The sequence below is a fragment of the Bifidobacterium xylocopae genome, from assembly GCF_003315615.1.
In the GTDB taxonomy this organism is placed as follows: domain Bacteria; phylum Actinomycetota; class Actinomycetes; order Actinomycetales; family Bifidobacteriaceae; genus Bombiscardovia; species Bombiscardovia xylocopae.
Genome location: NZ_PDCH01000003.1, coordinates 136,615 through 158,969, shown reverse-complemented (window position 1 = coordinate 158,969; position 22,355 = coordinate 136,615). Strand labels below are relative to the sequence as shown.

Here is a 22,355-nt window from a genome sequence, read left to right as displayed (position 1 = left end):
TGTGGATGCCTCGAACAGGTATCCATACAATTGAAGACATCCTGTCATCTCGTTCAGGATATTCAGGGTTACGGCCTCGAATATCCGAGATTGGGTCCGGGAAGCGGTCGCGTCGTCACGCAAACCTAGTATGCTGTATGTGACAGTGTGCGCCAAGCATTCGGTGCGTCACCGCCTCCTTAGCTCAGTTGGCCAGAGCAGCCGCCTTGTAAGCGGCAGGTCGTCAGTTCGAATCTGACAGGAGGCTCGCTCGGTGCATCCAGACCGCACGCCCAATCACGGGTGTGGGTGGAAAGCACGGGCGATGGGGCAGGGTCCGGTTCAACGGATCCGTGAACGATTACTTCTCTCGAGTAAGATTCTGGAGGCTTCGGTCTCTGGAGGGCGGACGGAGCGCTTTCCCCAACCAGCTTCGCCCGTTTGCAGGGGCGGGAATATCCCCTTCAATCCCGCCCCTGATTTCTTTATTATCCGCCGCATTCGAACGACCGTTCTTCACAGGCAGCTCACACTTGCTGGGCCAATTGTGCACGTTTGCGCACGGCCCTTCCGCTCTCCACGGAAGCCACACATCCCGCCGATAGAGTCAGCAATGACTTCAGTCGGAAGGAGAACAGCATGAGCAGACGGTGGACTCCCCGTCGATTCGTGATTCGACGCCGCATCCGCGTGGCTGCATGCGCGATGCTCGTAGCCTTCTCCATGGTGCTTGCCTTCGCGCTGACCGCCCGAAAGTCCGTGGCCCTGACCGTCAACGGGGAGACCAGACAGGTGACCACCTATGCCTCCAGCGCGGACGCCTTGCTCAAGCAGGAGGGAATCGAGCGCAAGACCCACGACCTGGTGGAGACCTCTGCCAACGGCCAGCTGGTCAACCACGGAACCGTCACCGTCCAATCCGCCTACCAGACCACGATCTCAATCGACGGGCAGCAGGTCCCCTTCTGGACCACCGCCACATCGGCCGACCAGCTCCTGGGCTTCTTCGAGGCCAACCGGCGCTCGGCCGCCAAGGTCACCGTGGACATCAAGAACGTGTACAACCAACTGACCGGCGGACTGGCCATCAACCAGGCCGGGCCGGTCACCGTGATCGCCGACGGCAAGGAGTCGGTGGCGCCTGACGGCAAGCTGCCGGCAGCGTCGATCCTGGACTCCAAGGGCATCTTGCTGGGCAAGGAGGACCGGGTATCGGTGGAGAAGGACGGTGGGACTACAGTCCTGCGCGTCCAGAGAGTGACCCACGGCGAGACGACCAAGATGGTGGCCCTGCCCTTCGGCTCCCGCACCGTGGTCGATGCGACCCTGGCGCCCGGGCAGACCGTGATTCGCGAGCAGGGCCGGGAAGGCCAGAAGAAGCAGACCTATCAGACCACCTTCGTGGATGGCGTCCCCGAATCCTCCACCCTGGTCAAGGAGGAGACCGTGTCCGTGCCCCTGGACCAGGTGGTCGCGGTCGGGCCCGACAAGCAGGAGGTCCAGGGCGGTTCCCCGGATTCCGCTAAGCAGGACGACAAGAAGAGCGACGACAAGGACAAGCAGAAGGATGCCAAGCCGAACTCCGGCAATAACCAGGGCAAGCAGGATGGACAGGGCGATACCGATAGACCTGTGCCAGCCCCAGCGCCTTCACAGCCCGCATCCAACCCCAATCCTCCTGCACCAGCCCCAGCACCCGCACCCGCACCAGCACCATCGCCTAGCGGTTTATGGCAGCCTTCTCCAGACCAAGCCAAAAACTACGCCTCAGGAGCAGCGGCGCAGCGCGGGTGGACAGGGCAACAGTTCGACGACTTAGTCAAACTATGGAACCGTGAATCCGGCTGGCGCTGGTCAGCCGAGAACCCCAGCTCTCATGCCTATGGCATTCCCCAGTCCCTACCCGGCAGCAAAATGGCCGAATTCGGTGCCAACTGGCACGACGATGCCGCCATACAAATCGCCTGGGGTTTGAATTACATCGCCGGCCGCTACGGCAACCCCAGCGCCGCCTGGCAGCACTCCGAGCAGTTCGGCTGGTACTGATACGCAGATGAACTTGCACCGCATACCGGACGCACCCGACCCGCTCGCAGGCTCAGGCACCAACGCAGACCACCTGCTCGGCGCCGCGGACATCCGTAGGCTGGCCGAGCGGGCAGGGGTGAGCCCCAGCAAGAAACTTGGACAGAACTTCGTCATCGACCCGGGCACGGTCCGCCGCATCGTACGCGAGGCAGGTGTGGGGGCCGACAACCGGGTGCTGGAGGTGGGACCCGGCCTGGGCTCCCTGACGCTTGGGCTCCTGGAGTCCGGTGCCGTCGTCACTGCCGTGGAGATCGACCCCCGGCTGGCCACCCTCCTGCCACAGACCGTCGAAGCCTATATGCCCCAAGCCTTGGACCGGTTCGATATCCTGACCATGGATGCTCTTGCCCTGGGCCGCGACACCGCCCCAGGCCTGGCCCAGGCCCAGACCCTGACCCTGGTCGCCAACCTGCCCTACAACGTGGCCACGCCCGTCCTGCTGACCCTCCTGGAGCGCTTCGACAACCTGGCCGGCTTCCTGGTCATGGTGCAGAAGGAGGTGGCCGACCGGCTGACCGCCCGGCCCGGCACAAAGACATACGGCGTGCCATCGGCCAAGCTGGCCTGGTACGGGAGGGCCGAGCCCGCCGGCCGCATCGGGCGGTCAGTCTTCTGGCCGGCCCCCAACGTCGACTCGGCCCTGGTCGCCTTCACCCGTTTCAGCAAGGACGATGGTGATGGTGCAGCCGCCCATGATCCCGCCCTGCGCAACCGTGTCTTCGAACTCATCGACGCGTCCTTCGCCCAGCGCCGCAAGACCCTGCGTGCAGCCCTATCCGGCCGAATCCAAGAGGAGGCTTTCACCACCGCTGGCATCGACCCCAAACGCCGGGGCGAGACCCTGTCGGTCAATGAATTCAGCAAGCTCGCGGCAGCCGATGCGGTCGGTAGAATGCACCCGTGAGCGAGTCCGCGAAAGCTCCCCGAGCGTCAGCCGGCCGGGCTACAGTTATAAGGAAACCACCGTTCAGAAGGGTTCAGCCATGACGTTTCCCGATGCTGCAGACGAGCGCGAGGCCCGCCGCCAGTTCGTTCGTCGCCGTCAGAAGATGGTCTTTACGATAGCCGGATCAGCCCTGGCCATAGTGCTTGTCATCGCCTTGGTGGTGTCCCTGAGCGCAGTCGGACGATTCCATAAGCAGTCGGCCGGCTCCAAGCCGAACTATGGTGTAGCCGTGATCTGCCCCCCAGAGAACGCCAAGGTGGCCAACCATCCGGAGGTACGAGTCCGCGTGCTCAATGGCACCAACAAGACCGGCCTGGGTAGCGCGGTCCTGCGCAGCCTGCGTAACCGCGGTTTCAACATGCAGGGACTGGCGGACTTCCCCAGCAAGACCGAGCTGGCCCGTACGGAGATTCGTTTCGGCGCCAAAGGCATATCACAGGGCTATACGGTGGCCGGTCACTTCAACGACGCAATCATGCAGATGGACGACCGGCAGGACGACCTGGTCGATGTGGTGATAGGCGCGACCTTCAATGACCTTGTCCCCGAAAAATCCACCCTCGGCGTCGGCAAGCCGATTGAAGCCGTCAAGGGCTGCCGGACCGACATCAAGGAACTGGGAACCCTACCCAAGTTCAAGCAGTGATCCAGCATCCTCGTAGCAGTAAGGGCCGGCCTCGCAAATAGCGTTGCCGGCCCTCGGTCGTCCGCGCTCAGGACCGCGGCCCGCCCTCAGCGGTGCGTCCATGCTATTCCTGCGAACGTTCGGCCCACCAGGCCCTGAGTTCCGCCTCGGCGCTCTCCTGATCAGCCGGGCCATGGTCAAGCCGGTAATCGAGCATGTGCCGGTATGCTTCACCTACCATGGGCCCTGGTTTGAGCCCCAGGATCTCCATGATCCGCCTACCGTCCAGATCCGGACGGATCGAGTCCAGGTCCTCCTGCTCCTTGAGCCGGGCGACCCTGTCCTCCAACTCGTCCATCGCCGCGGAGAACACCTGGGCCTTGCGCCTGTTGCGCGTGGTCGCATCAGCCCGGGTCAGGCGGTTGAGTCGCGGGTAGAGACGGCCGGTCTCCTTGGCGTAGCGCCGCACCGCAGCGTCGGACCAACGCTCGTCCACATAACCATGGAAGCGCAAGTGCATGGCAATCAGATCGCACACGTCCTCGATGAAATGCTTGTCGAAGCGCAGGGCCTTGAGCCGCTTGCGGGCCAGCTTCGCGCCAACGGCATCGTGATGATGGAAACTGACTTTGCCCCCGGGTTCGAAACGCCGGGTGGCCGGCTTGCCGATGTCATGCAGGAGTGCGGCCAGGCGCAGGGTCAGGTCTGGTGCGGGCACCGGGCCGTCGGGACCGGTCTCCAGGGCAATGGCACGGTCCAGGACCATCAGCGTATGCTCATAGACATCCTTGTGGCGGTGGTGTTCGTCAATCTCCAACTGGAGGGCCGGCAGCTCAGGCAGCACATGATCGGCCAACCCGGAGTCCACCAGGGCCTCCACACCCGCACGGGCATGTTCGCTCAGCAGGAGCTTGGACAGTTCATCGCGCACCCGTTCGGCCGAGACGATACCGATCCGGTCGGTCATCGCCGCGAGCGCCTCGGCCGTCTCCGGGGCTATGCGGAAGCCCAGCTGGGCCACAAACCGCACTGCACGCATCATCCGCAGCGGGTCGTCATCAAAGGACTGACGAGGGTCGACCGGTGTACGCAGCACCCGCTTGGAGAGGTCGGAAGCACCGCCGAAGGGATCCACAAACGTCAGATCGGGGACCCGCAAGGCCATCGCGTTGACCGTGAAATCCCGCCGGGACAGGTCCCCTTCCAGGCTGTCGCCGTAGTCCACGTCGGGCTTCCGGGAGTCCGACTCGTAGGAGTCCGAGCGATAGGTGGTGATCTCCACCTTCACCTCGGTGCCGTCCGGCCGGTGGCGCACCGCCCCCAGGGTGCCGAACTTGCGGCCCATATCCCAAAATCCCTGCCCCCACCTGCGGAGGATGGGTTCAAACTGCTCAGGCCGGGCCGAAGTGCAGAAATCCAGGTCGTGGGAAGGCCGGCGTAGAAGGAGGTCGCGCACAGGTCCGCCCACCAGGGCCAGCTCGTAGCCCTCTTCGGCGAATTGACGCCCCAGCTCAATCGCCTCAGGCCAAACTGCAAAGTCCACAATCACCCTTTCCGCGTATACTTGATGCGACGCCCGCAGCAGCGGCGTGAGCAGTGTATGCGCCTACCAGCTTACCGTCACCCCACCTGCACAATAACCTACGTAAAGTGGAAGTTATGACTACGCCTACCGATCTCGCGCGCATGTTGTCGCGCCACGCCAAGGATCGGGGCGACCATGTCGGGAAAGGTCAGCGGCATGCCCTCCCCAGTCTCTCCCACACACCGGGCGAAGACATGGAACCCAGTCTCGGCCGTTTGATTGCACGCCTGCGTCTGGATCGGGATGGGCATGGCAACGACAATCTGGATGCATCGGCCGACGAAGCAGACGGCGGGTCCTCGGACCAGCTGATCTCGGTTTCCATCCGTGAACACAGCGCCAGCGGAAAAGTCGACGGGGCAGGGCCGGGGGCACCTACACCCGCAGTCATGCCCCGCCACAAGGATTCCGAGCGTGGCTCCTTCGCCTCCCTGCAGACCCAGGACCTGCCGGTGGTGCGCGAGTACTCGGCCGGAGGGCTCATCTTCGACAGCGACCATCGGGTGGCCATCATCGCCCGGCACTCCCGCTCGGGCCACCTGGAATGGTGCCTGCCCAAAGGGCATATCGAAAAGGGCGAGACCCCGGAGCAGACCGCGGTGCGCGAAGTGCACGAGGAGACCGGCATACTTGGCCAGGTGGTCGGCTCGATCGCCACGATCGACTACTGGTTCACAGGCAGCGACCACCGTGTCCACAAGCTGGTCCATCATTTCGTACTGGAGCAGACCGGCGGCTCATTGACCGTGGAGGGAGACCCCGACCACGAAGCGGAGGACGCCGCATGGGTGAGGTTCGAAGACCTGACCGATGTGCTCTCCTACCCGAACGAGCGTAAGATCGCATGGCTCTACGCCAGGAAAATCCAGAGGACACATGAGTGACCGCCACGACCACGGCGTTGCCGCCGTCCCTGCCGACGGCCACCGGCACCGCACCCTGCCACCGATGCAGACCAGATCGACCGAACGATCGGTCAAAGCCGGGGCACGGATCCCTACAGTCCTGCTGCTGACGATCCTGCTGGCGCTCTGTTATATACTCCTGCCGACCCCCAAGGCATCCGCCGAACCCATGGCCGGGAGGAACGTGCAGGCTGCCACCGACCAAGTCAAGGACAACAACCAGGCCAAACTGGCCATCCGCTCATCCACACCGGTGGTATCGGCCTCGTCAGGCTATACGGTCACCCTGGCGGTGACCAACACCTCGAACGGGTCCCTTGCCCCGGGCAGGCTGACCGCCAGCACCAACAACCTATACACATTCAACTCCCGCATCGACATGCAGACCTGGGCCGAAGGCGGTTCCCGAATCCCCACCCCCAACCTGCTGGCCGAACAGTCCGTCGGAGCCATCCAGCCGGGGCAGAGCCTGGAAGTGACCCTGTCCGCACCGGCTGACAACGACCAGCTCAAGGCCATGACCACCTGGGGGGCCAAGCCCGTCCTCCTTGCCTACCGCAGCGGTCCCGGCACCGATACAGGCAACGGCAAGCCGCAGGCCAGCGTCGGCACTTTTCTGACCCGTTCCCCCGATGGGCTGGCCACCGCACAGACACCTGCCCTTGAGGTCAGCATGGTCCTTCCTTTGACCACAACCGGATGGACCGTCGACCACAGTGCGCTGCACCATCTGATGACCGGAGAGCGTACCGACAAAAAGAACGCCGGAAATGCCGCCGCCAACGGTGGGGACAAAGGCAGGAACAACGATCCCGCCCAATCCTCAGCCCCATCCCGGACCACCGGCACGACCGACGATTCGCAGACGACGCCGGATCCCGATGCCAGCCAGAGCCTGGTGCTCAGCGACAGAGCGCAAAAACAACAGAAGGACCAGTCACAACTCCTGAACCGTCACCCCCAGCTGGGCACCGTGGCCGAGCCCACCTACCTCGGCACCTTCGGAACCATGCCAAGGGTGGATGCGGGCATGCAACCCTCGGCTTTCGACATGTCCTCCTACGCGGTCCAGGAGGAGGCCCGGTACGCCTCGGCCGGGGTCAAGCCGGCTGATTGGTCCGCGGACAAGGCCGGCAGCCAGCTCAGGCGAGCCATGGGGCAGACGGACAGGACACCCCCGATCTACGCCTGGCAGGGCAAGAGGCCCTGGTCGATGGATTCCCTGACCCAGGCCCGTAGGCAGGGTTACGGGACCGTGGTGGCGCCCGAGGGCATGGACATCAACGCTGGTTCCTCGGCCCACACCGGCAAATACACGGTCCCTACGGAAGCAGGCAATATCACGATCCTGTCCGGCCAGCAGGAACTCAGCAACCTTGCCCAGGGTCAGCCCACTTCCACGAAAGCCGCCGGTGAGCAGACACCGGCCGGGCAGACCGCGCGTTTCATGGCCCAATCCGCCTTCTATCAGATGGAGCAGCCCTACGCCGAGCGGGTCCTCTTGGTCTGCTTCGGAACGAACCAGGACACCACCGCGGCAGATGCCCTGATGACCGCTGTCGAACACGCCCCCTGGCTCAAACTCAGCGGCCTGGGCTCTCTGGACCAGGCCGAGCCTTACCAGTCGGGCGAAGCGGCCAAAGCCGCCGTGAACCAAAGCGGACCGTCCGACGGACAGCACAAGGAATCAGGACTGTCCGGCAGTTTGGACTCCTTGACCGCCAGCCGCCAGGACATCGCCCGCTTCAGCGAGGCCATCCTGGCCAGTCCCTCCCAGACCCGATCCACCCCGTCTGCCTCAGGAAAATCGGATGCACAGGCCCTGGCCCGGCAGGACGCCGACCTAGCCGCCCATCGCTCCGACGATCCGCGCTCCTGGCTGAGCGAAGTGACCGGCCTGCATGACAGCCTGGCCCTGCATACCCTGGCATGCACCGATAAGGCCGGTGGCCTCGCGGACACCGCACGCGCACTGGCGGACCAGCTCCTGAACGGCATCCAGATCAAACCCAGTGAATCCGTCACCGTGGTCTCCGAGACCGCGACCATGCCGGTGACCGTCTCCAACACCCTGCCTTACCCGGTGTCGGCGCGGGTCTCCGCCAAGACCGACTCAATGGAGATTGTGACCACCCGGACCGCCGATACGGTCATTCCCGCACACTCCGAAGCCCAAGTGACCTTCACCGTCCGCGTGGCCACAGCAGGTCAGGCGGACGCCGAAATCTCCCTGGTGGACCGACAGGGGCGCCCCTTCTCCCAGACTCGGACCACCCGGATTAATAGCCACCTGCGCCTGAGCGACATGTCGGGTCTGGTTATCGTCGCCGCCGCCCTCCTGTTCGGCGCTCTGGGGTTGTGGCGACAGTTCCACCGCACGAAGGATCCCGACGAATGACCCGAGGCAGACGAGCCGCCGCCGGGCGGAATGGGGGGACCAGTCAGGACTCGGTGGGACGCAACTCGATCATCATGGCCTCGGGAACCGCCGCCTCCCGCGTGACCGGACAGATCCGCACCATCCTCCTGGCCGCCGCCATCGGCACCACCGGTATAGCGGCGGATGCCTACCAGACCGGTGCCATGATCCCCCAGGTCATGTTCACCCTGATCTCCGGGGGGATCTTCAATGCGGTCCTGGTCCCCCAGATCGTGCGCACATTGAAGGAGGAGGACGCAGAGGACCGGCTCAACAAGCTGATCACGGCTTCGATCGCCCTGCTCGCCGGCCTGACCCTGGTACTCATGCTGGGCACCTCGGTGCTGACCTCCATCTACCTGAACTCCAAGTGGAACCCCGCCCAGCGGGCTCTGGCCAACGCCTTCACCCTGTGGTGCATGCCCCAGGTCTTCTTCTATGGTCTGTACACGGTGCTGGGCCAGATTCTTGCGGCGACGGGGCGGTTCACCGCATACGCCTGGTCCTCCGTGGGCGCCAACGTCATCTCCTGCGCGGGCTTCCTGGCCTTCATCGCCATGTTCGGCAACGCCCAGAAGCAGCCCATGGACTTCTGGACCACCGACAAAGTGGGGCTGACAGCGGGCGCTTGGACACTGGGCGTGGCCTTCCAGGCAGTGGTGCTCTTCATCCCCCTGATCCGATCGGGTTTCACCTACCGGCCCCGGTGGGGTCTGAAAGGCATCGGACTGCGCTCCATGGGCCCGGTCGCGGCCTGGAGCCTAGGCGTGGTGGTCATCGATCAGCTGGCCAATATCGTCAACGCCCGTATCACCAACGGCGCGCCCCTGGAGGGCAACCCCTTCGACATCGCCGGCAACGGCTCCTACCAGAACGCCTACACGCTCTACATGCTGCCCTACTCCCTGATCGCGGTCTCGGTCTCGACCGCCATCTTCCCCCAGCTCTCCCAGGCGATCGCAGACGGCCGCCTGGGCGACGCCCGCCAGGCGTTGAGCCGGTCCCTGCGCAACGTGGGGCTCATGATGTGCTTCTTCAGCGTGGTCATGCTGGTCATACCCGTGCCCATAGTCCGCGCCCTCCTGCCTTCGGTCTCCGTGCACGAGGCGGTGCTGATCTCCGGCCCCTTGCTGGGGCTCACACTCGGGCTGGCCGCCGTCTCGGCCTTCCTTCTGATCCAACGCACCTTCTACGCCTTCGAGGACGGCAGACAGCCCTTCGTCTTCGCGGCCATCTCCAACGCGGTCCAGGTAATCATGATATTGGTCGCGGTCCGGCTGGCGCCTGCCCGGTATTGGACGGCTCTGGTGGGTCTGACGATGGCGTTGAGCAACATCGTCTCCTTCCCTTTCCTGATTCATATGCTCAAGCGTCGGTTCGAGGGCTTCCTGGACGGCCGGCGCATCCTGGCCACCTACGCCAGGTCGCTGCTTGCCGCCGTCATATCCGGGGGACTGGCCCTGTTGGCCAAGAACCCGGTCACCCGTATGGTCGGCGCCGAGGTGGACGGCCGACAAGGCCATATGAGCTGGCTCCAGGCGGTTCTGATCTGCCTCGTCATCACGCTCTTTGTAACGGTGATCTACTGCCTGCTCCTGTCCCTCCTGCACACCAATGAACTGACGATACTGACGGACGGTCTGGTCCGGCGGCTGGGTCTGGAAGACAGGTTCAAGCGGCTGTCGACTCGAACCGGTTCGATACTGGCTGCTTCCGACTTGCCCGCCAATCCGGTACAGGTTCAGGCCGCACTGACCGGACAACCGGGCCGCGTCATCCGGTCGTACTCACAGCCGACAGGCGCCGACGACATGGAAGGCGCGCTTGAACAGATAGAGAACGCCTCCCTGGCCGATGCCGGATCCATGAACCCGCAAGCCTGGAAGCAACCAGTCCGTATCGTCCCCATGATGCCGGCGCATATGATATCGCGCATGCACCCTTCCCTCGGCAGTAGCAAGGCATCGGCCCTAACCGGTAATACCGGGGCAGCCCCCACGGAATCACCCGACGCCGGCCTGCATGCGGCGCACGCCGGACCTGCAGACTCAGCAGGTCCATCCGGTTCCACACCAGCCGCCATCCCCACAAGCGCCGTCAGCGGTAGCCACATCGCGGCCCAAGTGCCTAGCGCCACCACCCCTGCGCCCCACAGTCCCAACCCAACCCCCTCCAAGTATGGCGTACACGAGAATCCAGGAATCATGAAGCCATCCACAAATGACATCCTCCTCGACCGCTATCAGCTCGAGGCCCAGCTCAGACGCTCCCCAGGGCTCAGCGTCTGGAGGGCTCAGGACAAGGTCCTCGACCGCCCCTGCCAGCTGTTCATCGTCACCGATGCCAAGGCCGTTGGCGCGGCCAGCGCGGCTGCCTCCACGCTGGCCCTCTCATCCGGCAGGCGGTTCACTCCGGTCTACCAGCTGCATGCCAGGGACGGCATTGCTCTGATCGTCACCGGCCTGGACCCCGGCATTTCCCTTGCGGAACGTTTGCAAGGCCCCTTGGACGGCCATGCGCTCAGCTTCGAATCCATGCGTACGATCATCGGAGAGAGCGCCCAGGCCCTGGCCACACTCAGGAGTGCCGGCCTGGACCGGCTGACCATCTCCCCTGGTCTGATCCGCCTGGCGGGCTCCGGGGTCACCGTCGCGGATGCCCCCGTACTCACCATGCTGGAGCCCTGGCAGGCCGGTGAGACCCCCGGAACGACCGGCGACGAAGGCATGACCGTCCGTCAGCTCAGCGCGGTCCTGTACACCACTCTGACCGGCAGCATGCCCGTTGACAACCGGCGCGAGCCGTTCGATCTGGCCGCCCTTCCCCAGGGGACACCCGAGGAGTTCCGCATCATCTGCGCCCGCGGCCTGGACCTGCATACGCCGGACGGAGAGGAACCCACCCCATTGGTCACCCTTGCCGAGCTGACCGCCCTCCTGGGCCCATGGACTCCCCCCGAGGAATTGACCGACCGGGACATCATCTGGCCGGACCGGGCCGGACGGGCATCCATTGAGACCGTACAGCTCAAACCCGTGCGCGAAGAAGACGTACTGGACTTGCCCGACTCGCTCTACATCGCCGGGGCCCCCGTTCGCAAGACCCTGGCCGAACCCAGGTGGGGCACCAACCAGCTGCTCTTCCCCGACCGCAGTGAAGTGGAGATGCTCGACCCCTCCCAGGACGATGCCGACCTCTTTTCCCTTTTCGACGAACGCCGACTCCAACGCCGACGCACCTCCAGCGAACCTGTCAGCCAGAGCGAACGAGCCACCTGGCCCACGCGGACTGTTGATGTCACCACCCTCCGCAGGGCTCGGGCCATGGATGAGGAAGCGGACAGCGACTTGTTCGCCCAGGCCGGCAACAGCCCCTCGACGGACGAAAACGACGGACGGAGTGCTGCTGGACGGACCGTGCCCTCATGGGATTTCGCCCCCTACGATAGCGATGCGGATACCGGCAACCTCGACCTGTCCCGGCCCCTGGAGACCGACCCGGCTGACCTGCCAGGCGACGGTCAGGAGGAGACCGACAGCCCGGTGTCCCCCAAGGCGGGCGGGCGACGTGCGCATCCCTCGCCGCAACGGCCCCCCAGCTTCGCGCCGAGCGGCGGAAACGTGGTCCCGAGTCTTGCCTACGACTACGTAATGGACGAAGGCGAGGAAGACGGTACGGACAATGAAGAGGATGTGGCCGATGCCAGGCTCCTCGGACGGTTCACCACCAAGTCCGTTGTCATAGCTTTAGGGGCCTGCCTACTGGTCATCGGTCTGGTCTGGGCCTCCATCAACTTGGTCGGCCATCGCGGGGCCAAGTCCGACCATGACGGCTCCTGGCCCGATATGTCCAACGTGCCCTTCCCCAGTGACGGTCAGCGCCCTTCGCCCGACCAGAACGGCGCTAAGAGTGAAGGGAAATCCGCCACACAGCCCCACAAGACTTCGAAGGTCCAGCATGGGTCCAGGTCAGCTTCGGCAGTGCCCAAGCCCCACATTCCGACGAATACCACCGCCTATCCGACCACTACCCAGACCTTCCTCTCACATCCGGCCGGTCAGAGCGGCTACGCCTGGTACGTTCGCCTGGACGCGCCGCACGAGGTCTCCCGCCTGGAGGTCTCCATACGCCAACAGGGCGGACACGGCCAGGTCTACGCGAACGCGACCGGCTCCACACCTACAGCTGGTGGGTCACTGGCCGACTTCTCCTTCGACCCGTCCGGTGTCACCAAGGTCATGTTGAAGAAACCGGTCACCACCCAGGACCTGATCATCTGGGTGCCCCAGGACGGCCTGCCGGAGGGTGGCACCCTCCACTTCAACGGGGTCCAGGCCTTCTGACATCCCCGTCGATCCGGCAGCCGCCACGCAGACCCGGCAATGGCGGTAAGCACTGACACGACACATCCGTCCGGCCGACCAATCAGAGTACAGTGCGAATCAAGGCATTATCCGCCCCAGCCCGAAAGGCGGCCCCATGACGACGGCCAACCCCAACACCGCCCCCACGGTCATCAGCAATGACCCCTGGTTCGATTCCTATGCCCACCGGGCCGAATCCATGCGAGCATCGGAGATTCGCGCCCTCTTCGCAGTGGCCAGCCGTCCCGAGGTCGTCTCGCTCGCCGGAGGCATGCCCTACCTGGGCCGTATGCCTTTCGCCGAGCTGTCCGAACAACTGGCCCGGATGCTGCGCGAACAAGGTGAAGTGGCCTGGCAGTATGGATCGGCCCAAGGGGACCCCCACCTACGCGAAGATGTCCTGCCGATCATGGCCTTGGAGGGAATCACCGACGCGCAACCGGACGATGTGGTCATCACCAACGGCTCCCAGTCCGGATTGGACCTGATCACCCGCATCATGTGCGATCCGGGTGATGTGATTCTCGCCGAAGCCCCGAACTATGTCGGTGCCCTGGGGGTCTTCCAGTCCTTCCAGGTTGATGTGGTCAACGTAACCATGGATGCCGACGGACTCATACCAGAAGCATTCGAAGAGGCCGTCCAGGCCCAACGTCGGGCCGGCAAGCACGTAAAAATGCTTTACACGGTCCCCAACTTCCACAACCCGGCCGGGGTGACGATGAGCGTGGAGCGCCGGCCGCGCATCCTCGAAATCGCCCGCCGTCTGCATGTGCTGATCGTGGAGGACAACCCATACGGCCTGCTCGGCTTCGACGGCCGGACATATCCCGCCCTGCGTTCGATGGATGCACAGAACGTGGTCTACCTGTCCTCCTTCTCCAAAATCATCGCCCCTGGCATGCGAGTGGCTTGGATGGTCGCGCCCCCTGGTATTCGCCAGAAACTGGTGCTGGCGAACGAATCGGCTATTCTGTGCCCATCGAACATGAGTCAGATGACCGTCACCACCTACCTGGACCACTTTGATTGGCAAGCCCGCATCGAGGACTACCGGTCCATGTACCGCGAGCGCCGCGACGCCATGGATTCGGCCCTGCACGAATACCTGCCCACCTGCTCGTGGAACAAGCCGAAAGGCGGCTTCTACACATGGCTCAAGATCCCCAAGGGTCTTGATGCCAAGGCCATGCTCCCGCGCGCGATCACAGCCAAGGTGGCGTACGTCTCAGGTACGGCCTTCTACAACGACGGCCAGGGTGCGGACCATATGCGCCTGTCCTTCTGCTACCCCACCCCTGAACGAATCAGGGAGGGTGTACGCCGGCTGGCAGGAGTCATAGACCGTGAACTGGATACGGTCAGCCTGTTTGACACCGATGAAGGGATGGACGCACAGCAGGAGGAGCAGCGATGACGACCAATAATGCACGAATCGTCCCGGCGGATAGCCGCCACGCAACAACCCACCGAGACAGCAGCCCCATCCTGGTGATTTGCGGCGGTCTTAGCCACGAACGCGAGGTCTCCCTAAGCTCGGGACACCGTGTCCAAGGCTTCCTCAGGAAGGCCGGTTGGGAGGTCAGAACCCACGACATGGACCAGGACCTCCTGACCTACCTGATGGATCCAGACACCCGTCCGGGTCTCGTCTGGCCGCTCCTGCACGGAGCACACGGCGAGGATGGTTCAATCCGCGATGTACTGGAAATGGCCGGCCTGCCCTACATAGGATCCCGGGCCAAGGCCTCACGGACGGCATGGAACAAACCCATAGCCAAGAACGTGGTACGTCAGTCCGGCCTTTCCACCCCCCACTCAGTCACCCTTCCCGAAGAGGTCTTCCGCGAATTGGGCGCTCACGGAATGGTCGACCTACTGATCCAATCGATTGGCCTGCCCTTATTCATCAAACCCAGCAAGGGGGGCTCCGCTTTAGGCTGCTCCATGGTCACGAGCCCCGAGCAACTACCCCAGGCCCTTGTCGATTGCTTCGCCTACGGGCCGGTGGCCCTGGTGGAGCAGGCCGTGTCAGGCACCGAAATATCGGTCTCGGTCATGGAGATCGGGGGTGACCTGCGCGCCCTGCCGCCCCTGGAGATCTGGACACCCGATGGCATTTACAACTACGAGGCCAGGGCCACTCCTGGGCCCACTAAGTTCTACGTGCCCGCCCGCCTGTCGCCCCAGTGTCTCGCGGATGCCCAAGAGGCCGCTTTGACGGCGCACCGGGCTTTGGGCCTACGCGATATCTCGCGCACGGATTTCATTGTCGACGAGGACGGCCGTCCGCTCTTTCTGGAATCGAACGTGGCTCCGGGAATGACGGCCACTTCCCAGTTGCCCCAGTCTGCATTGGCAGCCGGATACGAACTTCCTGACCTTTACTCGTCCTTGGTGGAATCCGTACTCAACAAGCACCGGAGCTGAAATAACCCCGTTCAATCCCTCCCTGATCTGACTGTGGACTCCGATACTTGCGAGCTATGGCATGACGCCGCTACCCCGGAAGCTTCACCGGCTTCCGGATGGCCTGATCCACCAGCAGGTTTCCGATCATTCACTTGGTCGCCACGAGAAGCCCCTGTCCAGGCTTTCGCTTGCCGATACTCGTCCGATTCGGCAGGATGGTCTTCCTTCGGTAGCCACAGGTGGAAGGAATACCAGGAGTCGTCTTTCCTGCCTTCCGAATTCGTCTGATCCGTGTCCGGGTGGGAATGATGCATGATCTTTCCCAGTTTCCACATGACCGCCATCACCACGGCGGCCGTGCCGAGATTGACGACGGCCACGGCTACGGCGATGATGATGGTCTGAGTGTCCATGCTAACCACGATAGCGGGCCGTCCTCCCAGCACCGCCGACAGGAGGATCCCGGCCTGGACGCATTGTCCACCAGCCATTCAGCCCCGGGCTCGAACGGTCAGAGCAGCTCGGTACAGTATGAGACATGAGCGAACAAGCACGAGACGCAATCGTCATCGGATCCGGGCCCGCGGGATACACTGCAGCCATCTATCTGGCCCGGGCCGGCTACCGGCCTTTGGTCATCGCCGGTGCCGTCACACCCGGCGGGCAGTTGGTCAACACAACCGAAGTGGAGAACTACCCAGGATTCCCCGAGGGCGTCATGGGCCCCGACCTGATGGACCGCATGCGCGAACAGGCCGAGCGCTTCGGCGCAGAGGTGAAATACGACGACGTGACCCAGGTGAACCTGGCCGGCCCCATAAAGACAGTCACCACCGATGGTGGCGAAAGCTACCAGGCCAAGACCGTCGTCATCACCACGGGTTCCGACTACCGCAAGCTGGAGGTGCCCGGAGAGCGTGAGTTCGGCGGTCGGGGCGTATCCTACTGTGCCACCTGCGATGGCTTCTTCTTCAAAGACAAGCCTATCGTCGTGGTTGGTGGTGGCGATTCGGCCATGGGTGACGCAGACTTCCTCAGCCGCTTTGGCTCCTCGGTCACTTTGATCCACCGCCGCGATGGTTTCCGGGCATCCAAGATCATGGTCGACAGAGCCAAGGCGAATTCGAAAATCAACTTCATACTCAACTCGGTGGTCACCCGAATCAACGGCGGCCCCCAGGGAGTCGAGTCGCTGGATCTGCAAGACACGGTGACCGGGCAGACGCGGTCATTGGAGGCGAACGGCGTCTTCATCGCCATCGGACACACCCCACAAACCACATTTTTGAATGGAGCCCTGGACCTGGACGAAGAGGGCTATATAGTCGCGGAGGGCGATTCGACACGAACCTCACTGCCCGGTGTCTTTGCGGCCGGCGATGCGGTGGACAAGATATACCGTCAGGCCATCTCCGCCGCCGGCATGGGCTGCCGCGCGGCCCTGGATGCACAGGACTACCTGACTTCGCAATCCTCCTCCGACAATCCCACCGACTGATTGAAACAGCACAAGCAGCAGGCCCCGCAAGCGAATATCCCGCTTACGGGGCCTGTCTCAATCCTTGCGAAAGGTTACGCAGGGTATGTCAATGCTGTGGACTCAGACCCAGCCATTCGTCGAAGCAACGTGCTGTCCGCTTGTGGATGATGGTTTCGCGTTCTCCAACAACAAGTCAAGGATACGGTTCATGTCGTCAGGCGAAGAGAAGGTAATTTCAATCCTGCCACGCTTCTCACTGCCCTTGATATCCACCTTGGTCTCAAACCGATCCTCAAGATTATGCAGCACGGGGGACCCGGCCCAGACCGAGGGCTTGTGCTTCCTGCGCTTGGCTGGTTCTGCGCTGGTTTTCAGCGCCACCAATTCCTCGGTGGACCGCACAGACAATCCCTCGGAAATGATTCGGTCTGCCAGCGTATCCATATCCGCTTCGGTGGACAAGGTCAACAAGGCTCGGGCATGACCCGCTGAAAGCATGCCGGACTCAACCTTCTTTTGGACCCCTAACGGCAACTTAAGAAGCCGCAGCATATTGGCAATCTGGGGCCTCGATTTCGACACCGACTTGGCCAGTTCCTCCTGGGTCATGCCGAACTCATTCATCATCTGCTGGTAAGCCGCAGCCTCCTCAAGCGGATTCAAGGCCACTCTATGAAGGTTCTCCAACAGGGCATCCCGTAGCATTTCGTCATCGGATGTCGTTTTGACAATCGCCGGTATGGTCTCTATGCCAGCCAGTCCGCTGGCGCGCCAGCGTCGCTCACCCATGATGATCTCATAGTGCTCTATGTGTTCGGGTGTATTCCCACTGTCTGCATGGATCTCCCGCACCACAATCGGCTGTAAGAGCCCGACCTCCGCTATCGACCGCGAGAGTTCCAACAACTCGTCCTCGTCAAAGATCCGTCGCGGCTGCTCGGCATTGGCACGGATGTCATCCACGCGCAATGCAACGAGATAGCCGCCCTCGACCGGCTTCAACTGATTGGAATCGTCTGTCTGACTGCCTTCCGCCACACGGGGACCTCGCGCCTCATGCGTCGATGGTGTTTCACGTGAAACACCGTCATCGGCACCGCCGAAGAAGAGGTCACTGGGATGTTCGAGAGCACTCAATTTCGGTACTGACATGCGTCCGGACCGCTGCTTCTTCACTGATGTTTCATGTGAAACATCCGAGCCGGTCTTCTTTGGGTGTCCCGTCGCATGTGAACCGGTCCCCTTCCGGCCTGTGGAACCACCCTTGGCCGCGGACTTTCCACGGGTTGACCCGGATGAACCACCCGACGTCTTTGCTGCACTACGCGTCTTGCTCTCTGCTTTATGCTGCGCAGAGTCAGGCGCCTTCACATCGCCATCTACTCCGGCAACGCCGTCCGCATCCACAGACTTAACCTCTCCCTCTTCTATTTCCACCTCACCGGGGAGTGCAGGGAACAAGGCGCCAAGCCCCTTACCAAGCCTCGATCGTTTCGCCATCACTCACCCTCCCTGCTGGACTGTTTCTTACTGACCATGTTCAGCACACGCTCGGACCGTTCGGCTATCTCCAATGCCGCCTCCCCGTACGACACTGACCCGGCCCCCCGAGGGTCGTAGGAAATGACCGATTGAGCAAAGCTGGGTGCTTCTGAAATTTTTACCGATCTCGGTATCGTTGTACGTAGGACGATATCGGGATAGTGGGCCTTGACCTCCGAGTAGACCTCCCGGCTGAGCAGTGTCCGCCTATCAAACATAGTGATGACCATAGTGGAGACAATCAGGTCAGGGTTATAATTCTGCTGCACCAATTCGATGGTATGCAACAATTGCTGCAAGCCTTCCAGCGCGTAGTACTCAGCCTGCACGGGTATCAGTACCTCATTCACCGCGCACATCGCGTTGAGGACCAGCAGACCAAGACTAGGTGGACAGTCGACAATCACATAGTCGTAATGCACCTTGCTGTCGGCCAGGAATTCGTTCAACGCTGCACGCAGCAAAAGATTGCGGTTCGGCATGTTCGCAACCTCCAACTCTGCACCTGAAAGGTCGATGGAGGCTGGGACTAAATCGAGACTTGCGAAGATCTGGCTGGTTTGCTTGGCGTTCTCGATGCTTACACGCCCTTCGACCACGTCATAAGTCGTAGGCATCCCATGCTGCCGCTGGACACCGAGAGCCGTTGAAGCATTCCCCTGAGGATCCATATCTATGACCAGGACCTGTGCCCCGTAATGAGCCAATGCGCAGGCTAGGTTGACGGCGGTTGTCGTTTTGCCCACCCCACCTTTTTGATTGGCGACAGCCAGCAGCCTGGTCCTGCTTGGCTTGGGGAATACGACATTATGCAGGGTCGCGTATCGGGATGAGAGATTCGCGATCTCTGCACCCACAGACGAATAGCTATCACCGTCATCGAAGATTCGACTAAGGACGTCCGCCGCCGATTCGATTTTCGGTCGCGGCGGATTCTTCTTGCCCGTCACCACTTCTGGGCGCGTGCGCTCCGCTTTCGCCTTCGTCACCTGGCCTCCTTATTCGCTTCTCTCAAGTGTCGTGTCAATACTGGACATACATCTTGTCCACCAGACCACGCACATCCTATGTGGATAAGTGTGGACAAGTCATGTTGAAACGACTCCCCGCTCCCTACGCCACGGACATGCCAGACTCCCCTCAGGCACGCACCAGCAAGGGCTCACACACCAATACTACCGGCCTATTGACCCCCGCAGCTACGGTTGTGGATAACATAACGACAAAAGGGTAATTGTGCATAACTCAACCTGACACATGCCCGTCGGAAACACACTCTTGCACCTGTGAAACTCACTCTGGACGGTCGTCTGACCTCCTTTGAAAGCATGGGACCGTCCAGCTTTGTTTCACGTGAAACATGAGAGTCCTACCGAGTTCCCAAACGCACATTCCCCGATTCGCATCACGTGAATCCTGCAGCTTCCGGCTTTCATTGTTGTCTCATTCACAGATCCGTTGTTCCACGTGAAACATAATGGCCCACATCCATGTCCGGAGACACAGCATCGGCTCCCCCGGCTTTGAAACATCCGGAGGTCCACATCACAGAGATTAGTGCTTACGCCATATGAGCTTTACAATTTCACAATCTACCTGTTCGCTGTCGTGCAGGTTACTATGCCCGGCGTCAGCGCCTGTTATGGTCTTTTCGCGATAAGACTTGGCGCTGCCTCCTACCAGATAGCGCAGGGACCGTGATGACCGTTGCTGACTCGCCCATCCGAACAAGACCCATCGCTTCTGTCGCGGTAGACATTTACACTTTCAGCAGTCTGTGGATAATTCATCCGCAGGGACAACACTGCCTTGCATTCCGATGCTTGCGGCCTTGGCACACCATCTGCCCCAAGGCGATTCGATTCGCTACATCGTCATTGCCGACGATCCCGTTGAAGTTACCCGCCACATTCACTTTGTTCGCCAGATTCGGTCGAGCTCCCTCTCCTGCCGTATCGCGCATATTATTCATCAAGACCATGTTGACCATGGAATGCTCCAGCACATTATAATTATCGAAATAGTAGCGAGAACGTACCACCGCAAGGATCCTCTGGAACCCTCTGCCGCACAGCGAATAGTCCGCATTGGTCTTGTCAATGAATGACACTTCGATCAATAGGTGGATGGCCGTCCAGGACAACTCCCCCATAAGATGGACCTCTCCATCAGGACCTACATCCACCCGAACAACCATGTGCGTCAGACCAGCATCATTGATGGCGTTGCCCTTGTGTTTTTCGGACCGGTATGTGCCATGCCAACCATGGAGGAAGAAAGTCGGTACAGGCTTCTTGATGAATCGTGACCGTTCATTTTGCCTGATTCCGATTGTTGCCGGTGCCAACACAGCCAAGTATGAAACAAAAAGGAAGGCAGACAAAGCCAATGTGAACATGCCCAGTATATGCTTTCTTGTAAGCCCTCCTACGTCTCACAATCACTCAGGTCTCTGGAGCGGAAACATTCTCACTGGGCACACTGGAAGCACCAGGTCAGCACAAACCGATGTCATATGGTTAACGGTCTCGGCCCTTGTATCCTCTGCCTCAAATCTTGTCTACCAGTACCACATGCGTTGGTTCCAAGCCTGGTCCAACCTGAGCCTCCTCTGCTCGGGGATTTCGGCCGCCCCTCTTTCGCAATTCCTTGAGGGCCTTATCTATCTCCGCCTGCGCCGATCGACCCTTCAATGCCACCAGTCGGCCACCCGTTTGCACCAAAGGCAAGGCCCACGAAGCAAGCTTGGTCAAGGGCGCGACAGCCCGGCAGCTCACCACTGCGAATGGCTGTGGAGGTTTGATTGCCGGCATCGAACCGGTTCGACTTTGCTTTCCAACAGTCTTTGCGCGCTTCCGTCTGCCTTGCTCGCTCCCGCCACGTCCCGCTGCGGAAGGCGCCAGGTTCTCAGCCCGATCTCTCAGCACCTCGACATTCCCCAGACCCATCATTTCAATGCATTCACGCAGCCAAATCACCCTTCGCTCCATCGGCTCTATCAGGGTCAATTGGTAGTCTGGCAGGCAGGCGGCGAGTATGAGCCCGGGGAAACCGCCTCCCGAACCCAGGTCAGCCACCCGCCGCGATCCTGCGTCCCGGCAGGAATCGACCACGAACGGCACAATGGCGGCCGAGTTGAGGATATGCCGTTCCCAGACGATGCCGGCATCCCGGGGCCCAATGATTCCGCGTTCGATTCCTTCGGTCTCCAGTTTGTCGTGGAAGAGTTTCAGCGGTTCCAGCGCCTGACCCAAAACCTCTGACAAGACAGGGGACCCCTCCAACCGGTCATGGGCGCAGGCATGATCTCTCTGATCCATTGCACCCTCATCCGCACCCGCAAGCCGGTCCTCGACCATCAGCGTCCTTCATCCTCCAGCGTCTTGTCTTCATCCGCGTAGGGAGCCGAATCGACGTCCGTCACACCCTCATCCTGTTGGCTGTCCCCGGTAAGCACCTCCGCTGCCCCATCCCTGGGGTATATGGTCACAAACCTGTGGGGTTCCTCCCCGTGGGAGCGGGACTTGAGTCCTTCCTCACGCACCATGTCATGCACGATCTTACGCTCGAAGGAGTTCATCGGATCAAGGTCCACGGGCTCGCCTGTCTCACCGGCCTCGTCAATCGCGTCCAACGCCGTCTGCCGCAGCTTCTTGCGTTTGCGCCCCAGGAAACCGTCAACGTCGAGAATCAGATGGGACCGTTCACCTGTCCGCTGCTGCACCGCCAGGCGTGTCAGCCGCTGGAGGGCGTCAACGACTTCGCCCTCGTGCCCGATCAGGTGCTTGATGTCCGTATCATCGTCGGCCACGATCTGCACAGTGGGACGATGATTGCGCACGCCCATCTCGATGTCGCCCTCATAGTCGACGATGTCCAGCAAATCTTCAAGGTAGTCGGCGCCTATGTCGGCTTCCTCGTTGAGCTGCTCCATGCTCTTATCAACGTCCATATTCTGGGACATCCGCCCTGCTCCTTACTCGTGTGTTGTTCGCACCCGCCGGCTCTTC

General features: G+C 61.8%; 17 protein-coding genes and 1 tRNA gene. 10 read left to right on the top strand and 8 right to left on the bottom strand.

Annotated elements, in window-relative coordinates; genetic code table 11:
* The first annotated feature begins 173 nt into the window (after positions 1-173).
* The 4 genes from CRD59_RS02855 (at position 174) to CRD59_RS02840 (ending at position 3,659) form a co-directional block, all read left to right on the top strand.
* A tRNA-Thr gene (locus CRD59_RS02855) sits at positions 174-247 on the top strand.
* Positions 248-618: 371 nt separating this feature from the next.
* Positions 619-2,025 (top strand): aggregation-promoting factor C-terminal-like domain-containing protein, encoded by a 1,407-nt coding sequence (locus CRD59_RS02850; RefSeq protein WP_113853082.1) that lies wholly within the window; start codon positions 619-621, stop codon positions 2,023-2,025.
* Positions 2,026-2,032: 7 nt separating this feature from the next.
* Positions 2,033-2,971 carry a 16S rRNA (adenine(1518)-N(6)/adenine(1519)-N(6))-dimethyltransferase RsmA gene (rsmA, locus tag CRD59_RS02845; protein ID WP_113853081.1) on the top strand — a complete coding sequence of 313 codons (939 nt, stop codon included), beginning with the start codon at positions 2,033-2,035 and terminating at the stop codon, positions 2,969-2,971.
* Positions 2,972-3,050: 79 nt separating this feature from the next.
* Entirely contained in the window at positions 3,051-3,659 is a 609-nt protein-coding gene (locus CRD59_RS02840) for a LytR C-terminal domain-containing protein (RefSeq protein WP_161522266.1), read from the top strand.
* Positions 3,660-3,762: 103 nt separating this feature from the next.
* On the opposite strand, the gene CRD59_RS02835 is transcribed toward CRD59_RS02840, so the two are convergent.
* Entirely contained in the window at positions 3,763-5,181 is a 1,419-nt protein-coding gene (locus CRD59_RS02835; RefSeq protein WP_113853079.1) for a CCA tRNA nucleotidyltransferase, read from the bottom strand.
* A gap of 116 nt (positions 5,182-5,297) precedes the next feature.
* Between CRD59_RS02835 and CRD59_RS08090 the strand changes: the two genes are divergently transcribed.
* The 5 genes from CRD59_RS08090 (at position 5,298) to CRD59_RS02810 (ending at position 15,341) form a co-directional block, all read left to right on the top strand.
* Positions 5,298-6,107, top strand: a complete 810-nt coding sequence (locus CRD59_RS08090; RefSeq protein ID WP_330849127.1) for an NUDIX hydrolase — start codon at positions 5,298-5,300, stop codon at positions 6,105-6,107.
* On the top strand, positions 6,100-8,526 hold the full coding sequence (locus CRD59_RS02825) for a DUF6049 family protein (protein WP_113853078.1): 2,427 nt from the start codon (positions 6,100-6,102) through the stop codon (positions 8,524-8,526). Before CRD59_RS08090 ends, CRD59_RS02825 begins: the two co-directional genes overlap by 8 nt.
* Positions 8,523-12,890 carry a lipid II flippase MurJ gene (locus CRD59_RS02820; RefSeq protein ID WP_113853077.1) on the top strand — a complete coding sequence of 1,456 codons (4,368 nt, stop codon included), beginning with the start codon at positions 8,523-8,525 and terminating at the stop codon, positions 12,888-12,890. Before CRD59_RS02825 ends, CRD59_RS02820 begins: the two co-directional genes overlap by 4 nt.
* A gap of 136 nt (positions 12,891-13,026) precedes the next feature.
* On the top strand, positions 13,027-14,328 hold the full coding sequence (locus tag CRD59_RS02815; RefSeq protein ID WP_113853076.1) for an aminotransferase-like domain-containing protein: 1,302 nt from the start codon (positions 13,027-13,029) through the stop codon (positions 14,326-14,328).
* On the top strand, positions 14,325-15,341 hold the full coding sequence (locus CRD59_RS02810; protein ID WP_113853075.1) for a D-alanine--D-alanine ligase family protein: 1,017 nt from the start codon (positions 14,325-14,327) through the stop codon (positions 15,339-15,341). The genes CRD59_RS02815 and CRD59_RS02810 overlap by 4 nt, the downstream gene beginning before the upstream one ends.
* Before the next feature lie 11 nt (positions 15,342-15,352).
* On the opposite strand, the gene CRD59_RS02805 is transcribed toward CRD59_RS02810, so the two are convergent.
* Positions 15,353-15,736 carry a hypothetical protein gene (locus tag CRD59_RS02805; protein WP_113853074.1) on the bottom strand — a complete coding sequence of 128 codons (384 nt, stop codon included), beginning with the start codon at positions 15,734-15,736 and terminating at the stop codon, positions 15,353-15,355.
* Between the two features lie 125 nt (positions 15,737-15,861).
* On the opposite strand from CRD59_RS02805, the gene trxB reads away from it, so the two are divergent.
* Entirely contained in the window at positions 15,862-16,821 is a 960-nt protein-coding gene (trxB, locus tag CRD59_RS02800) for a thioredoxin-disulfide reductase (protein ID WP_113853073.1), read from the top strand.
* 102 nt (positions 16,822-16,923) lie between these two features.
* On the opposite strand, the gene CRD59_RS02795 is transcribed toward trxB, so the two are convergent.
* From CRD59_RS02795 to CRD59_RS02770, 6 genes are all read right to left on the bottom strand, one after another.
* Positions 16,924-18,303 carry a ParB/RepB/Spo0J family partition protein gene (locus CRD59_RS02795; RefSeq protein WP_113853072.1) on the bottom strand — a complete coding sequence of 460 codons (1,380 nt, stop codon included), beginning with the start codon at positions 18,301-18,303 and terminating at the stop codon, positions 16,924-16,926.
* Positions 18,303-19,262 carry a ParA family protein gene (locus CRD59_RS02790; RefSeq protein ID WP_113853117.1) on the bottom strand — a complete coding sequence of 320 codons (960 nt, stop codon included), beginning with the start codon at positions 19,260-19,262 and terminating at the stop codon, positions 18,303-18,305. The genes CRD59_RS02795 and CRD59_RS02790 overlap by 1 nt, the downstream gene beginning before the upstream one ends.
* Positions 19,263-19,899: 637 nt before the next feature.
* The gene (locus CRD59_RS08345) at positions 19,900-20,076 is read right to left on the bottom strand and encodes an alpha/beta hydrolase (RefSeq protein ID WP_113853071.1); all 177 of its coding nucleotides are present in this window, start codon (positions 20,074-20,076) and stop codon (positions 19,900-19,902) included.
* Positions 20,077-20,131: 55 nt separating this feature from the next.
* The gene (locus CRD59_RS02780; RefSeq protein ID WP_113853070.1) at positions 20,132-20,743 is read right to left on the bottom strand and encodes an alpha/beta hydrolase; all 612 of its coding nucleotides are present in this window, start codon (positions 20,741-20,743) and stop codon (positions 20,132-20,134) included.
* A 151-nt stretch (positions 20,744-20,894) separates the two neighbouring features.
* Entirely contained in the window at positions 20,895-21,665 is a 771-nt protein-coding gene (locus tag CRD59_RS02775) for a 16S rRNA (guanine(527)-N(7))-methyltransferase RsmG (RefSeq protein ID WP_113853116.1), read from the bottom strand.
* A 38-nt stretch (positions 21,666-21,703) separates the two neighbouring features.
* Positions 21,704-22,309, bottom strand: coding sequence for a Jag family protein (locus CRD59_RS02770; RefSeq protein ID WP_113853069.1), 606 nt, complete (start codon positions 22,307-22,309; stop codon positions 21,704-21,706).
* Between the last annotated feature and the right edge of the window lie 46 nt (positions 22,310-22,355).

Bases quoted from the DNA above. Each gene is read 5' to 3' on its own strand.
- CRD59_RS02850 (WP_113853082.1), top strand. From the start codon at position 619: ATGAGCAGACGGTGGACTCCCCGTCGATTCGTGATTCGACGCCGCATC.
- rsmA (WP_113853081.1), top strand. From the start codon at position 2,033: ATGAACTTGCACCGCATACCGGACGCACCCGACCCGCTCGCAGGCTCA.
- CRD59_RS02840 (WP_161522266.1), top strand. From the start codon at position 3,051: ATGACGTTTCCCGATGCTGCAGACGAGCGCGAGGCCCGCCGCCAGTTC.
- CRD59_RS08090 (WP_330849127.1), top strand. From the start codon at position 5,298: ATGACTACGCCTACCGATCTCGCGCGCATGTTGTCGCGCCACGCCAAG.
- CRD59_RS02825 (WP_113853078.1), top strand. From the start codon at position 6,100: ATGAGTGACCGCCACGACCACGGCGTTGCCGCCGTCCCTGCCGACGGC.
- CRD59_RS02820 (WP_113853077.1), top strand. From the start codon at position 8,523: ATGACCCGAGGCAGACGAGCCGCCGCCGGGCGGAATGGGGGGACCAGT.
- CRD59_RS02815 (WP_113853076.1), top strand. From the start codon at position 13,027: ATGACGACGGCCAACCCCAACACCGCCCCCACGGTCATCAGCAATGAC.
- CRD59_RS02810 (WP_113853075.1), top strand. From the start codon at position 14,325: ATGACGACCAATAATGCACGAATCGTCCCGGCGGATAGCCGCCACGCA.
- CRD59_RS02805 (WP_113853074.1), bottom strand. From the start codon at position 15,736: ATGGACACTCAGACCATCATCATCGCCGTAGCCGTGGCCGTCGTCAAT.
- trxB (WP_113853073.1), top strand. From the start codon at position 15,862: ATGAGCGAACAAGCACGAGACGCAATCGTCATCGGATCCGGGCCCGCG.
- CRD59_RS02795 (WP_113853072.1), bottom strand. From the start codon at position 18,303: ATGGCGAAACGATCGAGGCTTGGTAAGGGGCTTGGCGCCTTGTTCCCT.
- CRD59_RS02780 (WP_113853070.1), bottom strand. From the start codon at position 20,743: ATGTTCACATTGGCTTTGTCTGCCTTCCTTTTTGTTTCATACTTGGCT.
- CRD59_RS02775 (WP_113853116.1), bottom strand. From the start codon at position 21,665: ATGGATCAGAGAGATCATGCCTGCGCCCATGACCGGTTGGAGGGGTCC.
- CRD59_RS02770 (WP_113853069.1), bottom strand. From the start codon at position 22,309: ATGTCCCAGAATATGGACGTTGATAAGAGCATGGAGCAGCTCAACGAG.